Below are 16954 nucleotides of genomic sequence, written 5' to 3'. Positions count from 1 at the left end.
CTCCTTCAGAAGCATATATATTCAGCGTCTTTTACTGCCATTACAGAAAGAAAAAAACTGCTGGCATGCAGCAGTTTTTTAAACATACATGTTAGTCTTCAAGGTTTATCCATACACTTTTGACTTCTGTGTAATTATCCAAGGCATATGATCCCATTTCTCGTCCGAGTCCTGACTGTTTATAACCGCCAAATGGAGACGCCGCGTCAAACACATTATAGCAGTTCACCCAAACGGTTCCGGCTTGAAGTCGGTCCGCGATATAGTGAGCCTGCTTGACGTTCTCTGTCCATAGTCCGGCCGCAAGCCCATATTCTGAATGGTTTGCCCGTTCAATAACTTCATCGACAGTTTCGTACGGAATTGCAGTCAGCACAGGTCCGAAAATTTCTTCTTTTGCGATGGTCATTTCGTCTTCAACATTCGCAAACACAGTCGGTGCGACAAAATATCCTGCTTCAAAAGGACAGCTTCCGCCGGTCACTGCTTTTGCTCCTTCATCTTTTCCTTTTTGAATATAGGAAAGAACGCGCTCATGCTGTTCCTTGCTTACGAGAGGCCCGATTTGAGTATCTTTATGAAGTCCCGCTCCTTGGCGGAGTGACTCAGCATAGGACGCCATTTCATCAACAACTTCATCATATTGGTCTTTATGAATGAAGACACGTGAGCCCGCACAGCAGACTTGGCCCTGGTTAAACATCACACCGTTTAAAGCGCCCGGGATGGCTTTTTTCAAATTCGCATCCGGCAGAAGAATATTAGGTGATTTTCCGCCCAGCTCCAATGTAACACGCTTAATGCTTTTCGCTGCGGTGGACATGATTTTCTTTCCGATTTCAGTGGAACCGGTAAAGGCAATTTTATCAACCGCTTCGTGGTTCGTCAGCGCTTCTCCCGCATCTTCACCGAATCCCGGGATGATGTTGATTACACCGGCAGGGAAACCGGCTTGGTCAATTAATTCTGCCAAATAAAGAGCTGAAAGCGGTGTTTGTTCAGCCGGTTTGAGGACGATTGTACAGCCTGTTGCAAGTGCCGCGCCCATTTTCCACATCGCCATCAGGAGCGGGAAATTCCATGGAATGATCTGGCCGACGACACCGACAGGCTCATGACGCGTATAATTAAAATAAGCGCCGGAAACCGGAATCGTCTGTCCTGTTATTTTTGTACACCAGCCGGCGTAATAGCGCATATGCTCAATAGCCAGCGGAATATCTCCATTAGTCGTTTCATTGATCGGTTTCCCATTATCAAGTGTTTCAAGCTGAGCAAGCTCAGTTTTATGCTCTTCCATTAAGTCCGCCAGCTTATACATCAGTCTGCTTCTCGAAGCTGGAGACATTGTTCTCCATTCACCTTGGTCAAAGGCTTTCCGGGCAGCTTTAACCGCTTTGTCCACATCCGCAGCCTGGGCTTCATACAGCGTCATCAAGGTTTCGCCGGTCGCCGGGTTTGGAGTGTCAAAGGTTGCCCCTGAGGCACTCGGAACAAACTTTCCGTCAATATAAAGCTTCTTTGTTCCCTGTAAAAATGTCTCCAGCCTTTTCGTCACTTGCATCGTTAAAGAACTCATCCGTAACAAACCTCCAGTCATTTTTTATGGTCTGTTCTGAGATTCTTGGTGATAGCACATTGATTCCTGGATTGAATAGCAGAAATAAGCTGTGATAGTTGCTTCAAACGTAAGCGTATACAAACATTCTATAATAGAAATCAAGGCAAAATCAATGAATAACCGATATTGCAATTTACAAAAGAAAAAAGCTACAATAAGCTTATAGATAAGAAAAGGAGATTTCATCATGATTCATAAAAATTGGCTTGAAAAAGAAACAATTAAAAAAGTAAAGTGTGTGCAGACAAACGCAAAAAAATATATCGTAAACCGCGTTTTAACGCCGGGAAAAGAATATGAAGTAAAAAATGAAACAGAGGAGTTTCTCTTTGTGGTCGACAATACGAATAAAGTCGGCGGCTATTATAAAGAATACTTCGAAGAGATGTAATGCTTCCTTGAATAATCAGGAATATTTTGTTAAAAGTGGTCAATCCACAAAACCGCAGCTCAGCTGCGGTTTTTTTGTGGTTAAAACAGGAAATATAAAACAAGAATAAAAAATCATTAAAAACCACTTTTTTATAAAAACATTGCTGAATATTGAAACTTTTTTCTCTATATGTGCGTATTACTTGATGACAACAGCTTAAAAGCCAAAAAACAAATCAAAAATTTGAAAAATGTAATCTGTTCGTAATGGTTTAAATGTCTTCTATGTCGTATTCTTATATAGGGATAAAGGACTTATTTTTATGTAGTGAATGATAAAACAAATAGATAAATGCAGAAAGAGGGGTTCTTCATTGGGTATTTTTTCTGTTAGCAGATCAACGGACGCAAAGAAGCTTGAGGCTTTGCTCGTTGAAGGGGAAAGAATAGAATCGATTTATAAGCTCCGAGTGGACCAAATTTGCTTTACAAATAAGCGGATCATTTTCTTTGACAATAAAATGTTTTCTAAAAAGAAGGTTCGTGTATTTCTTCCATATAAAACAATTGAAAGCTTTGCCATTCAAGAAGCGGGAATGTTTGATCCGGACACTGGGCTTTTATTGATGACAAGAAGCAAAACGTTCGAATTAGAATTTGCGAAAGACACCGATTTAAGCGAGGTTCAGGCGGTGCTGACAAAGCATTTGTGCAGCTGAATATTTGATGAGCCAGCCGTTCAAAAAATGGTTAGGCTTTTTTTTATATATAAAAACAAGAACAGGGCATGTGCGCCCTGTTCTTATTACTTATTACACCACACTGTTTTTCGCTGAGTTCGAATCAACAAGATCTGCATCTAATACATTTGAAATCGGTACGACAAGAGGAGTAAAGTCGCCATTTTCTTCTCCAAACCCTTGATTTATTTTAGCTGATAAAAAGTAATCGACCTGCTGATACGGACCGAGTGTTAAAGAGGAACCACGGTCCATTGTATTGATTTTAAATCCGCCGACATTCACGACGGAGGGAGAAAAGAACATCTCATCACTTCCTTTTGATTGAGGAGTTAACCGCTTCACTTTCAAAAGAGGCCGGAGAATCAATTTGGTCTCTGTCATCCACATGGCTTCTCGTGCCCATAAATCCGCTCGCATCTCCAAAATTCTGTCCGTAGCCTTGATTTTTTTTATCAGAATTTTGCCATTCTGCCAATAAATTTTGTCCTACGTTAACCGCTGAAGCATTTTCAAAGGAATTAATTTTCAGCATGAAAATATTAATATTGATATACGGAGTTGGTTGAACCACAGGCAAACCTCCTTTCTATAGTTGTATGCTGGCGGTTATAAAGTATGTTAAGACAGGGGGCTTCAAATGGATTTCGAAAAGATGAAGCAGTGGATGGAATTCGCACAGCAGATGTACGGCGGTGACTTTTGGAAACAGGTATTTGATGAAGACCAAAAAACCCCTTTTATGACAAATGGCCAATCTCCGTTTCCGTTTGCGCAGCAAGATCAGCGAGGGAAAGGAGATGCTTCATTTCCGAGCATGGATATTGTAGATACCGTTACGGAAGTACAATTTTTAATTTATCTTCCAGGCTACCGTAAACAAGACGTTCACATATTATCGTACGGAGATTATTTAGTGGTGAAGGGGCAGCGCTTTTCCTATTTTAATGAACAGGACTTTCGCCAAAAAGAAGGGAGATACGGAAGTTTTGAAAAGAAAATTCCGCTTTCCGATCATCTTCATGGAAAGATGAATGCCATTTTTAAAGACGGAATCCTATACATCACTATTCAAAAAGACGAAGGTCAAGCGAAAACCATTGTTATTGATGATTGATTTTCATACTGAGTGCATCTGCCCCATCACGGTCATCAATTGATTCAATCGGAATGACCATGACAATAACATCTGCATTTTGTTCCCCAAAACCGTTATTTCTTTTGATAGCAGAGCGCCTGTTCCTTAACTCCGCAGAACCAAAGGTAAGGGATGAGCCGGTGCCTATCGAGTTAGTCTTGAGATGAGAAATATTGATGTTAGTCGGAAGCATGAAAACCTCTCCTTTCTATGGGATATACCTCATTATATATGTAGACGAAAGAGGAGTATGCAAAGGGTCGTGATGTCATGAAAAAAATGTTCCGGTCGCTGATCAGGCATTGCTTGAAACCAGAACTTGACAAACTGCGTGAATGTGAAGAAAGACTCTCAGTGATTGAGAAACAAAAACAAAGCAGCAAACAGGAGTCTGAAGAAACCTATATACATATTGAAACGCTGAATGTCGAAAAAATTGACTATCATCTTGAATTCGGCGAGCTGACCATTGATGAACTGAGCGGCAGATTAAATATAGGCGCAACCTATTATATACCGCCAGAAGAGAAGGACAAAAAGTGCCAACGAAAACCCGAAGCACCATCGACGCCAGCGGTCACGATCCGTTCAAAAAGGCAGTAGCTCATCTTTCCATTGATGTTCCCATGTTTGACAGAAGGCAAAACGGGAAACAGGATAGAAAGGAGAGGATATACATGGCACTGACAAAAGAACAAACACAGCATCTCTATCATAAATTGCTCGATATGCAAAAAGAATTGTCTGGCGAGAAAAAGGAAACAGAATCAATGACGGAAGAAGTGGGGGAGCTTTCCAATGGGGTTGACAACCATATGGCAGACCACGGGACGCTCGTCACAGATCGGATGACAGACCAAACAGTGAGAGAGATTGACCGGGAGCTGTTAGAGGAGGTCAACCGTGCATTACAAAAGATGAAAGACGGAACTTACGGCGTGTGTGAAAAAACCGGCCAAGAGATTCCTTACGAAAGACTTGAAGCTGTTCCTTATGCAAGAATGACAGTTGAGGCCCAAGCTGATGTGGAGGATGATCTGGAGACAGATGCTCCTTCTTATGAAAGAGAGTTTCATGAACAGGTAAAAGACTTATCCAACAAAGAAACAATTGATCAAAAAAGCTCGCAGACGTATGAAATCTTGGATCGTGAACAAGATTCGAAGTAAAAATGCCATGCAAGTACACCGATATTAGATGTACTTGCTTTTTTTTTGAAAAAAAATCTCATATTCAAAATAAAGTGATTGACTTTGCGTAAAAAAGAAAGTAACATACTATTTGTAAGTAAATATAAAAAGTTTACCGGGAGGAATACAGATGTCTACAGTTTTATTTGTAAAATCAAGCGACCGTACAGCTGAAGAAGGCGTTTCAACTAAACTTTACGAAGCTTTCTTAGCTGCTTATAAAGAAAACAACCCTAATGATGAAGTGGTTGAATTAGATCTTCATAAGGAAAACCTTCCTTACCTTGGCAGAGATATGATTAACGGAACATTTAAAGCAGGTCAAGGAATGGAAATGACAGAAGATGAGAAAAAACAAGCAGCAATTGCTGACAAATATCTGAACCAGTTTGTAAAAGCTGACAAAGTTGTTTTCGCATTCCCGCTTTGGAACTTCACAGTGCCAGCAGTGCTTCATACTTATGTTGATTATCTGTCTCGCGCAGGCGTTACATTCAAATACACACAAGAAGGACCAGTCGGTTTAATGGGCGGCAAAAAAGTTGCGCTTCTTAACGCTCGCGGCGGTGTCTACTCAGAAGGACCAATGGCTGCACTTGAAATGTCATTAAACTTCATGAAAACAGTTCTTGGTTTCTGGGGTGTTCAAGACTTGCACACAGTTGTCATCGAAGGACATAACGCAGCACCTGATCAAGCGCAAGAAATCGTTGAAAAAGGTTTACAAGAAGCAAAAGATCTTGCTGCAAAATTCTAATAAAGCCAAGACTCCTATCGTTACAAATAGGAGTCTTTTTGTATATACACATTAATATAGAAGAAAATAATCATTCGCTTTTAGCGAAAAAGGCTGTTTTTTTTATTGTAATATATTTTTTGTTTGTCGAATTGTCAGGTATTTTGGAGAAAAAACAGTTTTATTCACTGGAAAAAGTTTTTCTAAACAATTGTTCTGACCTCTTGATTAAAACCGCCTGATGGTGTACTATATTAAAGAAGCTACTTTGTGCGTATTGTTAATTAAGTTTTAACCTTTAAGCTGTAATAGGGAGTTTTATATCGAAGCCGGAATGTCATGCCTCCATTGCAGAGGACGACAGGAACGTTTCTGCAAACACCCACTTTGAGGAGTGGTGGTTTAAAACTTTCTTACTTGCATACGGCAAGACGTAGCGAAAGCCATTTCCTTTTCGGAAATGGCTTTTTATTTTATCTAAAAAGGTTTGGTATAGTGAATATTCCATTTTTGTGTGAAAGAAATGAAGGCCGCTTTTTTATGATATGATGGGAGAAATTCAAGGAAAAGCGAGGTTTACACGTTATGTTACATAGAGCCCAATCCCTTCTGGCTCATTATTTTGGTTATGAGAAGTTTCGGAGCGGCCAAGATGAAGCGATCCGCTTGGTGACGGAAGCGAGGCAAAATACGGCCTGCATTATGCCGACGGGAGGCGGCAAATCGATTTGCTATCAAATTCCGGCATTAATGTTTGAAGGGACGACGATCGTCATATCACCGTTGATTTCCTTGATGAAGGATCAAGTTGATGCGTTAGAAGAAGCGGGGATTAACGCCGCCTACATTAACAGCACACAATCCAATCAGGAAATATATGAGAGGCTGAACGGACTCAAAGAAGGGGCTTATAAACTTTTTTACATTACACCAGAGCGACTAACGTCCACAGAGTTTATCCGGATTTTGCAGGGCATAGATGTTCCTTTGGTCGCAATAGACGAGGCGCACTGTATTTCTCAATGGGGCCATGATTTCAGGCCAAGCTACAGGAATATTGAAATCTTGTTCCGTGAATTACATGACAAGCCTGTCATCATGGCGTTAACAGCAACAGCCACACCCGAGGTTCATGATGATATTTGCAAACAGCTGCATATTCAAAAAGAAAACACGGTATATACCGGATTTTCCCGAGAGAATTTAACCTTTAAAGTAGTAAAAGGAGAAAATAAAGATCGGTTTATAGACGAATATGTGCAAAACAACAGGCATGAAGCAGGAATTGTCTATACAGCGACCAGAAAAGAAGCTGATCGGATATATGAGAGATTGAAACGAAATCAGGTCAGGGCAGGCCGGTATCATGGAGGTTTGGCTGATGATGAGAGAAAAGAGCAGCAGGAAAGGTTTCTTAATGATGAGCTTCAAGTGATGGTGGCAACCTCTGCTTTTGGAATGGGTATTGATAAATCAAATATTAGATTTGTTCTGCATGCACAAATTCCGAAAGATATGGAAAGCTATTATCAAGAGGCAGGACGAGCTGGACGGGACGGCCTTGCCAGTGAATGTGTTCTCCTGTTTTCACCGCAGGATATTATGGTGCAGCGCTTCTTAATTGAGCAATCAGAACATGAAGAGAAACAAAAGCAGGATTTAAAAAAGCTGAGACAAATGGTCGACTACTGTCATACCGAAGATTGTCTGCAGCGTTTTATCCTTATGTATTTCGGAGAAAAGGAGCCTGATGCGTGCGGACAGTGCGGAAACTGTACCGATACAAGAGCGGCCCATGACGTGACGCGGGAGGCGCAAATGGTCTTATCTTGTATCATTCGCATGAAAGAACGGTTTGGCAAGACGATGGTTGCCCAGGTACTTGCCGGCTCCAAAAATAAAAAAGTTCTTGAAAACGGCTTTTCAGACCTTTCAACATACGGGATATTAAAACACCAATCCGTTGGCGAAATCAGCGATTTTATCGAATTTCTTATTTCTGACGACTTCATCAGGATGTCAGACGGAACGTTTCCGACTCTTTTTGTCAGCAGTAAAGGAAGGAATGTGCTGAAAGGAGAATTATCAGTAGCGAGAAAAGAATCGTTAAAAGCGGCAGCGATTACTGAAAATGACGAGCTATTTGAACGATTGCGCATGGTTCGGAAAGAAATTGCGGCTGAGCAGGGTGTTCCGCCATTTGTTGTTTTCTCTGACCAAACGTTAAAAGAAATGTCAGGAAAACAGCCCGTAAATGATGATGAACTTTTGTCTATAAAAGGAGTCGGAGAACAAAAAAGAGCAAAATACGGCCGGCTTTTTTTACAAGAAATACAAGCTTATGCAAGGATGACAGACTAAAAAAACAGAAAAACAATCTTTTTTTCTATAAAAAACACATTTTATTTTCTCTGTTTCGCCTCAAAATAAAAAGACCTGCGAAGCCTATTATATCAAGGGTTCAGCAAGTCTTTCCATCAGAGAGAAATCCTTCATGTAAAGGAACTGTAATCTAAATCATATCTTTTTGTTATTGATTTGACATTTACGTGTGTTACGATATCACCTGTTAGCCGCCAATAAAAAGCTAACAAGGGAGGATTTACTTATGAAGAAGACGATTATGTCCTTTGTGGCAGTTGCTGCACTTTCAACAACTGCATTCGGAGCTCACGCTTCTGCAAAAGAAATTACGGTGCAAAAGGGTGATACGCTCTGGGGAATCTCTCAGAAAAATGGAGTGAACCTAAAGGACTTAAAAGAATGGAACAAGTTAACTTCTGATAAAATCATTGCAGGAGAAAAACTGACCATTTCTTCAGAAGAAACAACCACGACTGGGCAATATACAATTAAAGCGGGAGATACGCTTTCTAAGATTGCTCAAAAATTCGGCACGACAGTCAACAACCTGAAAGTTTGGAATAACTTAAGCTCTGACATGATCTATGCTGGATCAACTCTTTCAGTAAAAGGTCAGGCAACAGCAGCAAACACAGCTACTGAGAATGCGCAAACAAACGCACCTCAAGCTGCGCCAAAACAAGAGGCTGTGCAAAAAGAGCAACCTAAACAAGAAGCTGTACAACAGCAACCTAAACAAGAAACAAAAGCTGAGGCAGAAACTTCTGTTAACACAGAAGAGAAGGCTGTTCAATCAAATACAAATAATCAAGAAGCTTCAAAAGAACTAACAGTTACTGCTACTGCTTACACTGCTAACGACGGCGGCATTTCCGGCGTTACAGCTACAGGCATTGACTTAAATAAGAACCCGAACGCGAAAGTTATTGCGGTTGATCCTAATGTGATTCCGCTAGGTTCTAAAGTTTATGTTGAAGGCTACGGGGAAGCAACAGCAGGAGACACTGGCGGCGCTATTAAAGGAAATAAAATCGACGTATTTGTACCAAGTAAAAGTGATGCATCTAATTGGGGCGTCAAAACTGTAAATGTTAAAATCTTAAACTAATAATATAGATTGTGGTAAAAGACATGAGCTTTTGGCTTGTGTCTTTTTTTCGTTCTGCTTAGAGCTGTTTATATCATATGCTGATAAAAGAAAGTGGTCCCGTTTTTCTCTTTATGTGCGATTCAGGGGCTCTCGGGTTAAAAGATTGATTCCACATTACAGAGACATTCGGCATCATGACATTTATAGCTGGTTGTTACTATCTTTGATCAGCGAAACGAGCTGGTGTTGTATCTTTTTTGGCAGATAATAAGCAGTTGGATGTAGCAGATGCCATTGACGGATTCGGATTGATTTCAGACGGTTCTTTATTGTGTTATTAGGCTCTTGCAGTTGGGCATGGCAGCTTCGGGAGCGAAGTGGCACAACTTTGTCATACTGAAAATACAATATAATCAATATCAGAAATTCTGCTGATGTGCAATGGCCGACCATTTTAACAGGGATATCATTCAATCCAGTCTTTTATTGGGCTGTTAACCAAGCAATCGTTCAGCGGGCATAGGAGCGAGGATATGGATCAGTTTAATTCTTCTGGTTGCGGCGAGGTTCTCAAACGGGAATTTCAGGTTAAAAAAAGGATCCTGGCAGATGCCAAGATCCTTTTTTATTTAAACCAGCCTTTTTCCTTTGACCGGGTAATGGCTTCAATTCGATTTTTCACTTCAAGCTTTTCTAGAATCATTGAGATATAATTCCGCACCGTCCCGCTTTTGATGCTGAGTTCCTGAGCGATTTCTTTTGTGTTTTTACCGTCAGCCACAAGTTCAAGCACTTCTTTTTCTCTATCTGTAAGAGGGTTAGCTTCGCTGTATAAGTCCTCCATCAGCTCAGGTGCATAGATTCGTTTTCCGTTCATGACGCTACGGATGGCGTTGGCCAGCTCTTCACTCGGACTGTCTTTTAACAAATAGCCTTTAACACCAGCTTTAATAGCTCTCTGAAAGTAACCGGGTCTGGCGAAGGTGGTTAAGATGATAATTTTGCAGCCTGTATCTTTTAGCTCCTCAGCAGCTTCAAGCCCTGTTTTTCCGGGCATTTCAATGTCCATAATACATACATCAGGCTGGCGTTTTTTGACAAAATCAACAGCATCTTGGCCGGTTGTACCTTTGCCTACGACTTCCATATCGTCTTCGAGGTTTAGAAGTGATCCTAAAGCGCCCAGCAGCATTTGCTGATCTTCTGCAATAAATATACTAATCATATAAGCCATCCTTTATGTTTATTTTGAATTATTAGGAATTGCCATGGTAAGCTTGGTTCCGTTTTCGGTATTGATGTGAAGGCTTCCATTTGCAAACTCAAGCCGTTCTCTCATCCCGAGTAAGCCATGTCCTTTTGAAAAGGAATTTTCTTCTCCTTTGAATGTTCCATCGTCAGACACTGTTATCACAACTTCCTTCCAGAGCTGCTGAATGTCAACTCGGCAAGTTTTAGCCTGGCTGTGTTTGACGACATTTGTGACAGCTTCCTTTAAGCACATACTCAAAATGTTTTCATTCAGCAATGAGATATTTTCGGGCCATTTCTCTTCTTCATAGATAAACATAATGTCAGCTGCTTCGAGAATTTGTTTGATGTTGATCAATTCATCCTTGAGCCGTATGCCCTTCATAGAGGAAACGATTTTTCTTACTTCATTTAAAGAAGTTCGCGCTGTTTGCTGAACACTTTTCAGTTCACGAGCTGCTTGTTCGGGATCTTTGTATATCAATTTTCTTGCTAAGTCGCTTTTTAAACCGATAAGAGAAAGCTTTTGCCCAAGCGTATCATGGAGATCGCGGGCAATTCGCTGACGTTCTTCTAATTTTACCAGTTCTGCAATCCGTTCATTTGCATCCTCGAGCTTTTCTTCAAGCCGTTCGCGCTCCTTGCGGCTTCTTATACTAAAGGGCAATAAAATTGCGCTGATGAGGGTAATGACGACAAAAGGAATTTGTGTCAGAAAGAATTCCTTTTTTAATACGAGACTGAAATTGGCTGCGACGGCTGCGCTTATTAAATGGACATAATATAAAATATGAAAAGGGACGCGTTCCTTAATGTTTCCAATAAAATACGCGATAAAAAAAGCAAAATAAATATAACTGAACAGGGTAATGGAGGCGGTTGAAATGCCAATTAATAAAAATCCCCACAAATAAATGGTCCAGCCTTTTGAGACAAAAGCAAATCGATATACCGAAAAAAATAAAAGCGTCAAAATGATGCCGACAATAATAACAAATGTAGATGATGATTTCCATATAAAGTAGAAGGGGAGGATGAAAAATATCGTCCATATATAGGGCGTAATCCCGTTTAGTTTTTGAAATGTAAAATGATTTTTAATCATGATCTTACCTCATTTTCAGCTTTTCATCTTACTTGTAACTTTATCATTGTGAAAGCCAGAATGCACCCTCCAACAATAAAAAGGAAGCCTTCTAGTATATTAGAAGACCTCCTTTATCATCAGGCATTCTTCCGCAGCTTCTGTTTTTCTGGTGAATCAGGCGGAAGGCTTACAGGTATATGTTTTATAGCCCGAAATGACACAAACTGTTTGTTATCTTCATCCCAAAGACGGAACGCGAGTGATTGCAGGCTTGTTTTTAAGGTGATTGTCGGTACGTTTTTTAATGGTTCGTGATGTTCATGAGCAACTTCAAGCTTATAGTTAGGCACCTTTGGACTCAAATGATGAACGTGGTGGTAACCAATATTGCCTGTTAGCCATTGAAGCAGTTTCGGGAGTTTATAAAATGAACTGCCTTCAACAGCAGCCTGAACGTAGCTCCAGTTTTCATCCGCTTCAAAATAAGAATCTTCAAAGGTATGCTGCACATAAAACAGCCAAACACCGATTGAACCTGAAATCAGAAATATCGGGCCTTGCACCAGTAAAAACGATTGCCAGCCAAAGATCAGACAGCAAGCGGCAGCCAACGCGACAATTGCCAGATTCGTAAGGTATGTGTTTACACGTTCCTTGCGTCTTGCGCCTTTTTTGTTAAAACGGTTCGTGATCAGAAAAACATAAATCGGTCCGAGAATAAACATGATAAACGGGTTTCTATAAAGTCTGTATGCAAGCTTTGTTCGTCTTGATGCAGCTTTATATTCGTTTACTGTTAACATCCAGATGTCTCCTGTTCCGCGTTTATCCAGATTGCTGCTAGTCGCATGATGAATCGAATGGCTGTGCTGCCATTGAAGATACGGGAATAAAGTCAGGACACCTGTCAGAAAACCGAGAATGTGGTTATAGCGTTTTTGTTTGAAAAAAGATTGATGGCAGCAGTCATGGAAGATGATAAAAATTCTTGTCAGAAAACCTGCGGCAATCACCGTTAATGCTAACGTAAGAAGATAGGAGACATCGAGGCTGAGATAAGCAAGAAACCATAGGCCGAAGAATGGGATAAACGTGTTTAAAAGCTGAATCAGGCTGTTTTTTGTTTCAGGCTGAGCAAATGCAGCGACTTGCTTTGTCAGCTGTTTTTGTTTATGTGCAATGGTTTGTTCAGTCATAGTAAGTATCCTCTCATTGTGTGTCTCGGTTCAGTATACGCTAATGAGAGAAGTCTTTTGTAGTAGCACACATCATGCCTCCTATATGACATTTGTCATGTCTCGTGCGGCATGCATAACCGATTGCGCTAAAAAAGCTTGTAAAAAAAATTTACAAGCTGATTAATGTTTATCAATCCATATGCGTGATGTACCCGAAATAGCTTCAATCCTGCATGTTCCTCCTATAGGGAACGTGGCAATTGGCGAGGTATGTCCGGCATTTATATTTGCGATGATCGGGATGCCGGATAATTCTTTTTTTGTTTCGATCATGGCTTTTACAAGATCCATTGATACGTTTGATGCTTTCTGAAATCTGCCGATCAAAATCGCCTTTACATGTGAAAAAGCGGGGAGGTGGATGAGTGATTGCAGATCGCGGTCAAACATATGGATGTCTGACATATAATCATCTTCAATCAATAAAATAGTATGTTCTGTTTCAGGAAAATACTCCGTACCCTGCAGCAAATTAAGCGTGCATAAGTTTCCGCCAATTAAAGTGCCTTCCGCATAACCTTCTTGGATTACAACAGGGCCGTTATTAGGATAAAAACGCCTGTTTTCTTGATCCAAAAACCAGCGATCATCGCTCCACTCACTTGAAGGAAGAATTTCAAACGGGTCGTCCGAAGCGCAGCAAGAAAGAAAATACTCTTGTGTATAATCAAGCCCTTTTTTCATTGCAAATGTTGAGAAGTGGGGACCTGAATACGTAACAAGACCCGTTTTTTGATAAATAGCGTTGCAAAGAGCGGTTATATCGGAATAGCCGCACAGAATTTTTGGATGTCGTTTGATTTGCTCGTAATCAAGATAACGCAGCAACTGATTTGAATTAAACCCTCCGAGTGTCGTTAAAATCGCTTTGACGCCTGGATCAAAAAAGGCAGCGTGCAGATCATGGACTCTTGACTCGATAGAGGATGAATCAAATTCGTTACATTCATTTGCGTGTTCAGCGATGGTTACCCGATAACCTAAGCGTTCTAACGCCGTTTTTGCTTGGATTTTTGCTTCATTTGTTAATATAGACATGCTGGTCGCGGGAGACACGATCCGGATTTCGTCTCCCTTTTTCAGTTTTGAGGCGTGCATAGAACCCTCCATCAATGGTTTTATACCATTACAGCATATCTTGGCTCTTTCTTCCAGACTTTTTTACAAATCAACCCACTTAATGCTGCCAGATTGGGTATCATGATCGATACATACTTTGAAGTGATGTTTTTCATAAAAGTGAATCAGCCGGTCTACATGATTCCAATCCCGTTTGGCGATGTCTCCGGTGACTTTCGGTATATTGTGGTCTCTTGCAATATCTTTTAAATATTTCATGCAAATGGAGCCAAACCCGTGATTCGGAGGGCCTTTGATGTCCCCTATATGAATGGCATCGTCCTTGTAAGACGCTACAAGTGAAAAACAGCCTTTTCCTCGGTATGCCGTTTTACAATCAGTTAGCATAATTTTGCATGTTTGGCCATCATCAATCGAGGAAACAATCATCCACTCATCATGTTTCGATTGATCAATACCAAGCACTTTGGCATCTTTAGACAAATCCTTCATATTCTCCTGCATGCGATAAATTTGAAATTCTAAATCATTTAGTTCTTCTTCAAGCTCTTGACGATTTTTTTCTTTAATAGTAAACAAGATCAAACTCCTTTCAAAAATCAGCTTAGAAACACAGTTACCAATTGTATTAGAAGAGCGGCGTATTGTAAACAACAATTCCATTATTACTAGAAATTAGCGGAAAGTCAGGTTTGATCGTTTTTAAGAGAGGAAAAAGAAAACTAACCTGTGAAAAAGGAGGAATCGGAATGGCGATTGATTCATTGATTAACAAATTACAGTATGTCCAATTGGAACCGCCGGATAAAATTCTCTCTCTGTATCTCAATACAGACATGAGAGATCCAGAGCAGCAGGGGGGAGAATGGAAGATTGCCCTAAAGTCAGGATTCAGCCGATTAAAAGAGTATTTGGCAGCTAGTGATCCAGAGGAGGAAAAGTGTCTGGATGGAATCAGGGCTAAAATGAATCAATACTTGAATGCAATGGGAAAAGACATGCCCCGCAGTCTCGTGTTTTTTGTTTCCGACAGCGGCATATGGGAACCTATTAAGCTTCAAGTCCCTGTAGATACAAGATTTTACTGGGAAGAAACAGCTGTCCTGGATCAGCTGAAGGGTTTGCGCCAGGCATACCCAAGTACAGCGTTTATTTTAACTCAGCAGCATGAAGTGAAAATTATTGAAACCGTATTAGGAAAAATTGAGGCGGTGGAGCGTTATGAGTATGATATGATCAATGAGTCTTGGAAGAATAGCCATTCCGCTGTAGACAAAGCGCCACCATTTGAAGAGAACCGGATGAGGGAACATGTAACAGAGAACCAATCGAGACTGTATAAGCGGCTGGCTGCCAGCCTTGATCAAAAAGCTGCCGCGAAAAGATGGGAACGAATGGTTATTGCCGGGGATAAAGAAACGGCCGATATCTTGGATCAGCATATGAATAAACCCATTCATTCGAAAATTCAAAAGAACCTGCTGAATGAAAATGAACATAAGGTCATTGAACATTTGATAAAAGAGGCGTAAACCTAACAGGCCGGGGCTAATAGCCTCCGGCCTTTGAAGTGTGTCTAATTTCTGACGAAGCAATCGAAACCGTTGACATCTTCTTTGAATTTGCATACGATTTGGATAGCCAGTACAAATTAGGAGAGGTCACCAAATGAACCAAACAGAAAATAAACCGAAAAATTACACGGGGATTGTCCTTACGCTGACAGTTCTGATTAACGGTTTAATCGCAGTGCTGTTTTTTATGCCTAAATTAGATCAGTTCAGCCATGCGAATATTCACATTTTGCCAATGCTGAATGCGATATTCAACAGCTTTACGTTTATCTTCTTATTGGCCGCGCTGATTATGATTAAACAGAAAAATATCAAAGCTCACAAACGCTTTATTTTGGCCGCATTCACAACAACATTACTATTTTTGATTTGCTATGTGACGTACCACTCGATTGCGGAAAACACGCTCTATGGCGGAGAAGGTATTATGCGCCCGATTTATTTCTTTATTTTAATTACACATATCTGCCTTTCTGCAATTATTGTGCCGCTTGCGCTGTTTACGCTGATCAGAGGCTTCAGCATGCAGGTAGAGCGCCACAAAAAAATTGCGAGATGGACAATGCCTCTATGGCTGTATGTAAGCCTTACAGGCGTTATTGTATATTTGATGATTTCACCGTATTATTAAAAGCCATACTCAGTATGGCTTTTTTTACGTGTAAACATGGCAAAAGCCCAAATTCATTTTTGGGCTTTTGTCAGTAAATTGATAGACTCTTATTCATGAGCCTTGGATTCCATGGTTTCAAGTGTTGCAACCTGCAAAGATTCTTCAACAGTTTTTGTTTTTTCTTTTACTTTTTCTGCATACGTATAATCACCGTAGCAATACGGATAGCGGAAATTTTTCGCATTTCCCCCGCAAGTATACAGATCAGGATTTTTTTTGACTTGCTGCTCGGAGTATTGTTTTGCCAATTCCTCAGTATGCGTTCCTCCATGTTCAGCTACAAAATCAATGTAACCTGCCCCCATGTTGTAGCTTTGAATAATGGTATCCAAATCCACGCCTTTTTCCTTACCGGTCTTGTACATGAGGGTAAATTGCTTGATGCCTTGTTTAACACTGAGTTGAGGGTCTGTTATCTCATTGCGTTTTAACCCCAGAGATTCAGAGGACTGCATGGGATCATTGCCTTTTCCTTTTGACTCCTGATACATCATGCCTAATATGAGTGATGTATAATTAGAGAGTCCTTGGCTTTCAAGCTCTTCTTCCACCAAGGGTTTGTAATCGGTTAAACGTTCCAAAACAATCGTTTTCGTATCGATCGGAAGTTTTTTGACTAAATCCCGGTTGAAAAAAAGCAGGACCAATAAAAAAGAGGCGATGACAAAGACAAAAATCATCATAAAACCCGCAGCAGCGAAACAGCCTTTTCTCTTTTTCTTCACTGTGTTTCACCCTCAATGTTTGGAGCAGTATGACCTTTTTTATTATGACATAAGACGGTATATCAGACCAAGTAA

The 16954-nt window shown here is 40.5% G+C and carries 20 protein-coding genes and 1 other RNA gene; 11 read left to right on the top strand and 10 right to left on the bottom strand.

Annotation, left to right across the window (positions count from 1 at the left end):
- Nucleotides 1-91: 91 nt before the first annotated feature.
- Entirely contained in the window at nucleotides 92-1579 is a 1488-nt protein-coding gene (gene dhaS, locus QF06_RS08780) for an aldehyde dehydrogenase DhaS (RefSeq protein ID WP_015714095.1), read from the bottom strand.
- Between the two features lie 229 nt (nucleotides 1580-1808).
- On the opposite strand from dhaS, the gene QF06_RS08775 reads away from it, so the two are divergent.
- Nucleotides 1809-2012 carry a DUF6501 family protein gene (locus tag QF06_RS08775; RefSeq protein ID WP_003231245.1) on the top strand — a complete coding sequence of 68 codons (204 nt, stop codon included), beginning with the start codon at nucleotides 1809-1811 and terminating at the stop codon, nucleotides 2010-2012.
- Between the two features lie 355 nt (nucleotides 2013-2367).
- On the top strand, nucleotides 2368-2712 hold the full coding sequence (locus QF06_RS08770) for a PH domain-containing protein (protein WP_003220141.1): 345 nt from the start codon (nucleotides 2368-2370) through the stop codon (nucleotides 2710-2712).
- A 93-nt stretch (nucleotides 2713-2805) separates the two neighbouring features.
- Here the strand turns inward: QF06_RS08770 and QF06_RS08765 are convergent, their stop codons facing one another.
- Together QF06_RS08765 and QF06_RS08760 are read right to left on the bottom strand one after the other, a co-directional pair.
- Nucleotides 2806-3039, bottom strand: a complete 234-nt coding sequence (locus tag QF06_RS08765; RefSeq protein WP_003231251.1) for a hypothetical protein — start codon at nucleotides 3037-3039, stop codon at nucleotides 2806-2808.
- A 4-nt stretch (nucleotides 3040-3043) separates the two neighbouring features.
- A complete protein-coding gene (locus QF06_RS08760; RefSeq protein WP_004399338.1) occupies nucleotides 3044-3307 on the bottom strand; it encodes a hypothetical protein in 264 nt (87 codons plus the stop codon).
- 66 nt (nucleotides 3308-3373) lie between these two features.
- Here QF06_RS08760 and yocM point away from each other — a divergent pair, with 66 nt between their 5' ends.
- The gene (gene yocM / locus QF06_RS08755) at nucleotides 3374-3850 is read left to right on the top strand and encodes a salt stress-responsive protein YocM (RefSeq protein ID WP_014477071.1); all 477 of its coding nucleotides are present in this window, start codon (nucleotides 3374-3376) and stop codon (nucleotides 3848-3850) included.
- On the opposite strand, the gene QF06_RS08750 is transcribed toward yocM, so the two are convergent.
- Complete coding sequence (locus QF06_RS08750) at nucleotides 3837-4064, bottom strand: hypothetical protein (protein ID WP_014480021.1); 228 nt, start codon at nucleotides 4062-4064, stop codon at nucleotides 3837-3839. The two genes, yocM and QF06_RS08750, sit on opposite strands and share 14 nt — an antisense overlap.
- Nucleotides 4065-4141: 77 nt before the next feature.
- Between QF06_RS08750 and QF06_RS08745 the strand changes: the two genes are divergently transcribed.
- The 6 genes from QF06_RS08745 (at nucleotide 4142) to QF06_RS08720 (ending at nucleotide 9269) form a co-directional block, all read left to right on the top strand.
- The gene (locus QF06_RS08745; protein WP_014480020.1) at nucleotides 4142-4474 is read left to right on the top strand and encodes a hypothetical protein; all 333 of its coding nucleotides are present in this window, start codon (nucleotides 4142-4144) and stop codon (nucleotides 4472-4474) included.
- A gap of 74 nt (nucleotides 4475-4548) precedes the next feature.
- Nucleotides 4549-5040 carry a TraR/DksA family transcriptional regulator gene (locus tag QF06_RS08740; RefSeq protein ID WP_014477068.1) on the top strand — a complete coding sequence of 164 codons (492 nt, stop codon included), beginning with the start codon at nucleotides 4549-4551 and terminating at the stop codon, nucleotides 5038-5040.
- Between the two features lie 151 nt (nucleotides 5041-5191).
- The gene (azoJ, locus tag QF06_RS08735) at nucleotides 5192-5818 is read left to right on the top strand and encodes an FMN-dependent NADH-azoreductase AzoJ (RefSeq protein ID WP_003231260.1); all 627 of its coding nucleotides are present in this window, start codon (nucleotides 5192-5194) and stop codon (nucleotides 5816-5818) included.
- A 236-nt stretch (nucleotides 5819-6054) separates the two neighbouring features.
- A non-coding RNA gene (gene ssrS / locus QF06_RS21145) (6S RNA) lies at nucleotides 6055-6241 on the top strand.
- Between the two features lie 141 nt (nucleotides 6242-6382).
- Nucleotides 6383-8158, top strand: coding sequence for a DNA helicase RecQ (gene recQ / locus QF06_RS08725; RefSeq protein ID WP_015714092.1), 1776 nt, complete (start codon nucleotides 6383-6385; stop codon nucleotides 8156-8158).
- A gap of 247 nt (nucleotides 8159-8405) precedes the next feature.
- Nucleotides 8406-9269 carry a LysM peptidoglycan-binding and 3D domain-containing protein gene (locus tag QF06_RS08720; protein WP_014480017.1) on the top strand — a complete coding sequence of 288 codons (864 nt, stop codon included), beginning with the start codon at nucleotides 8406-8408 and terminating at the stop codon, nucleotides 9267-9269.
- A gap of 607 nt (nucleotides 9270-9876) precedes the next feature.
- Here QF06_RS08720 and desR read toward each other — a convergent pair.
- The 5 genes from desR to QF06_RS08695 form a co-directional block, all read right to left on the bottom strand.
- Nucleotides 9877-10476, bottom strand: a complete 600-nt coding sequence (desR, locus tag QF06_RS08715) for a two-component system response regulator DesR (protein WP_004399356.1) — start codon at nucleotides 10474-10476, stop codon at nucleotides 9877-9879.
- Nucleotides 10477-10494: 18 nt separating this feature from the next.
- Complete coding sequence (gene desK / locus QF06_RS08710; protein WP_014480016.1) at nucleotides 10495-11607, bottom strand: two-component sensor histidine kinase DesK; 1113 nt, start codon at nucleotides 11605-11607, stop codon at nucleotides 10495-10497.
- Between the two features lie 119 nt (nucleotides 11608-11726).
- Complete coding sequence (gene desE / locus QF06_RS08705; protein WP_004399588.1) at nucleotides 11727-12785, bottom strand: Delta(5) desaturase DesA; 1059 nt, start codon at nucleotides 12783-12785, stop codon at nucleotides 11727-11729.
- 162 nt (nucleotides 12786-12947) lie between these two features.
- Nucleotides 12948-13925, bottom strand: coding sequence for a S66 family peptidase (locus QF06_RS08700; RefSeq protein WP_015714091.1), 978 nt, complete (start codon nucleotides 13923-13925; stop codon nucleotides 12948-12950).
- A gap of 63 nt (nucleotides 13926-13988) precedes the next feature.
- Nucleotides 13989-14486, bottom strand: coding sequence for a GNAT family protein (locus QF06_RS08695; RefSeq protein ID WP_015714090.1), 498 nt, complete (start codon nucleotides 14484-14486; stop codon nucleotides 13989-13991).
- A 170-nt stretch (nucleotides 14487-14656) separates the two neighbouring features.
- Here QF06_RS08695 and QF06_RS08690 point away from each other — a divergent pair, with 170 nt between their 5' ends.
- Both QF06_RS08690 and QF06_RS08685 read left to right on the top strand, forming a co-directional pair.
- Nucleotides 14657-15439: a VLRF1 family aeRF1-type release factor gene (locus QF06_RS08690; protein WP_015251912.1), complete on the top strand. Its 783-nt coding sequence runs from the start codon at nucleotides 14657-14659 to the stop codon at nucleotides 15437-15439.
- 136 nt (nucleotides 15440-15575) lie between these two features.
- Nucleotides 15576-16112 (top strand): DUF420 domain-containing protein, encoded by a 537-nt coding sequence (locus tag QF06_RS08685; RefSeq protein WP_003231280.1) that lies wholly within the window; start codon nucleotides 15576-15578, stop codon nucleotides 16110-16112.
- An 89-nt stretch (nucleotides 16113-16201) separates the two neighbouring features.
- Here QF06_RS08685 and QF06_RS08680 read toward each other — a convergent pair whose 3' ends face one another.
- Nucleotides 16202-16879 (bottom strand): lysozyme family protein, encoded by a 678-nt coding sequence (locus tag QF06_RS08680; protein ID WP_014480011.1) that lies wholly within the window; start codon nucleotides 16877-16879, stop codon nucleotides 16202-16204.
- Between the last annotated feature and the right edge of the window lie 75 nt (nucleotides 16880-16954).

The sequence above is a fragment of the Bacillus sp. YP1 genome, assembly GCF_000877815.1.
GTDB lineage: Bacteria > Bacillota > Bacilli > Bacillales > Bacillaceae > Bacillus > Bacillus subtilis.
The sequence above is the reverse complement of the archived record's forward strand: the minus strand, read 5'-3'. Positions and strand labels throughout refer to the sequence as shown.

Bases quoted from the DNA above. Each gene is read 5' to 3' on its own strand.
- QF06_RS08750 (WP_014480021.1), bottom strand. From the start codon at position 4,064: ATGCTTCCGACTAACATCAATATTTCTCATCTCAAGACTAACTCGATA.
- recQ (WP_015714092.1), top strand. From the start codon at position 6,383: ATGTTACATAGAGCCCAATCCCTTCTGGCTCATTATTTTGGTTATGAG.
- desK (WP_014480016.1), bottom strand. From the start codon at position 11,607: ATGATTAAAAATCATTTTACATTTCAAAAACTAAACGGGATTACGCCC.
- QF06_RS08740 (WP_014477068.1), top strand. From the start codon at position 4,549: ATGGCACTGACAAAAGAACAAACACAGCATCTCTATCATAAATTGCTC.
- QF06_RS08685 (WP_003231280.1), top strand. From the start codon at position 15,576: ATGAACCAAACAGAAAATAAACCGAAAAATTACACGGGGATTGTCCTT.
- desE (WP_004399588.1), bottom strand. From the start codon at position 12,785: ATGACTGAACAAACCATTGCACATAAACAAAAACAGCTGACAAAGCAA.
- dhaS (WP_015714095.1), bottom strand. From the start codon at position 1,579: ATGAGTTCTTTAACGATGCAAGTGACGAAAAGGCTGGAGACATTTTTA.
- azoJ (WP_003231260.1), top strand. From the start codon at position 5,192: ATGTCTACAGTTTTATTTGTAAAATCAAGCGACCGTACAGCTGAAGAA.
- yocM (WP_014477071.1), top strand. From the start codon at position 3,374: ATGGATTTCGAAAAGATGAAGCAGTGGATGGAATTCGCACAGCAGATG.
- QF06_RS08690 (WP_015251912.1), top strand. From the start codon at position 14,657: ATGGCGATTGATTCATTGATTAACAAATTACAGTATGTCCAATTGGAA.
- QF06_RS08765 (WP_003231251.1), bottom strand. From the start codon at position 3,039: ATGTTCTTTTCTCCCTCCGTCGTGAATGTCGGCGGATTTAAAATCAAT.
- QF06_RS08720 (WP_014480017.1), top strand. From the start codon at position 8,406: ATGAAGAAGACGATTATGTCCTTTGTGGCAGTTGCTGCACTTTCAACA.
- QF06_RS08745 (WP_014480020.1), top strand. From the start codon at position 4,142: ATGAAAAAAATGTTCCGGTCGCTGATCAGGCATTGCTTGAAACCAGAA.
- QF06_RS08700 (WP_015714091.1), bottom strand. From the start codon at position 13,925: ATGCACGCCTCAAAACTGAAAAAGGGAGACGAAATCCGGATCGTGTCT.
- QF06_RS08775 (WP_003231245.1), top strand. From the start codon at position 1,809: ATGATTCATAAAAATTGGCTTGAAAAAGAAACAATTAAAAAAGTAAAG.
- desR (WP_004399356.1), bottom strand. From the start codon at position 10,476: ATGATTAGTATATTTATTGCAGAAGATCAGCAAATGCTGCTGGGCGCT.